This window comes from Nonomuraea zeae (assembly GCF_005889725.1).
GTDB lineage: Bacteria > Actinomycetota > Actinomycetes > Streptosporangiales > Streptosporangiaceae > Nonomuraea > Nonomuraea zeae.
In genome coordinates this window covers 1-623 of record NZ_VCKX01000736.1, presented here as the reverse complement: position 1 = coordinate 623, position 623 = coordinate 1, and the positions used below count along the sequence as shown (strand labels likewise).

Here is a 623-nt window from a genome sequence, read left to right as displayed (position 1 = left end):
AATGTGGACTAATCGAGCACGGGCCCCTCCCCCTGGTAGGCGGGACAAGGCACGTCACGCCACCCTGCCGGCGGGACGAGGCACGTCACGCCAGCTCATACTCCCACCCCGGCCGCCAATCGAACGGCGCACAGACCAGGTCCTCCAGAGCCGCCCCCTCAAGCAGATTCTGCAACGCCCACCGATTGGCCGAATGCGACACCAGCAACACGGTGCGCCCCTGCCACTCCACCATCAGGTCCTTGAGAAAGGCGGCCATCTCCGCCACCACCTGCCGATAGCTCTGCCCACCCGGCCACGGCGTGTCGATGCGCCTGCTCCGCAGGGCCGCCACCTCGCTGACCGGCCGCCCGTTGTAGATCCCGTAGTCACATTCCCTGAGCCGCCGATCGAGCCGGATCTCCTTGCCGTCCCCGAAGGCGGTCTCGGCGGTCTGCACGGCCCGCCGCAGGTCGGAGCAGTAGACGACGTCCACCTTCCGCCGCCGTACGCCGAGCTCCACGGCCTCGGCACGCCCGCGCGCGGACAGCTCACCGGGTAACCACCCGGTGGCGACACCCGTTTCGTTGTCCACGGTGATGGAGTGGGTCTCGTAGACCAGTTTGACGGCCACGCCCAGACGC

1 protein-coding gene is annotated in these 623 nt (G+C 68.5%); it reads right to left on the bottom strand.

The window, feature by feature from the left end; translation table 11 throughout:
* Window positions 1-85: 85 nt before the first annotated feature.
* Window positions 86-623, bottom strand: a 538-nt coding sequence (locus tag ETD85_RS62680; RefSeq protein WP_206059669.1) for a histidine phosphatase family protein, incomplete at its 5' end; no start/stop codon positions are given.